Genomic DNA, 663 nt, shown 5'->3' with positions numbered 1-663 from the left:
CGGGCCGATCTGCTGTCGTTCACCGCGTTTCCCAAACAGATATGGCGCCAAATCTGGTCCAACAATCCCCAGGAACGATTGAACAAGGAAATCCGCAGGCGCACAGACGTTGTCGGTATCTTCCCCGACCGGCAAGCCATCATCCGGCTCGTCGGCGCCGTCCTGGCCGAGCAACACGATGAATGGATCGAAGGCCGCCGCTACCTCGGCCTGGACGTGCTGGCCCGCTCCCGCGGCCTCGCCGACCCCACCGACGAACAGGAGGACCCCACCCCCGCACTGACCGCCTGATCGAACAGGATCACGCGGAAATCACCCCGATACACCACCCGCTTGGACTTGACCAGTTTGTACTTGACCGACTGGTTGCGGATGATGTCATCCGCTATCTAGGCCAGTCACGTACTGGCACCGATAAGTACGAAGTAGTGCAGACGGCTGCACTTACCGAGTCTGAAATGAACGAGATTGCCGCTGAATACACAGCGGCTACACCTTCTGATGAACCGGTGTTCCCGAGCGCGGTTGCTCGGAGTCCGTTTCCGGCAGCACTGCTGATTACCGATGAACCACCATTCTGATGTGACGGTCACCCGGAGCGCGTTAGGCGCTCAGCGGGCCGTCTGGAGGCCCGTACGACCCCAGGGGGTTAACCCTCCCACC

General features: G+C 60.8%; 1 protein-coding gene. It reads left to right on the top strand.

Features of this window, described 5'->3' with window-relative positions:
* On the top strand, positions 1–291 hold a 291-nt coding region (locus A5789_RS02610), incomplete at its 5' end, for a transposase (protein WP_197516539.1).
* Positions 292–663 lie beyond the last annotated feature (372 nt).

The organism is Nocardia sp. 852002-51101_SCH5132738, from assembly GCF_001665695.1.
GTDB classification, from domain to species: Bacteria; Actinomycetota; Actinomycetes; order Mycobacteriales; family Mycobacteriaceae; genus Nocardia; species Nocardia nova.
Note: the sequence above shows the minus strand (reverse complement) of the source record. Positions and strands in the feature narration are given on the sequence as shown.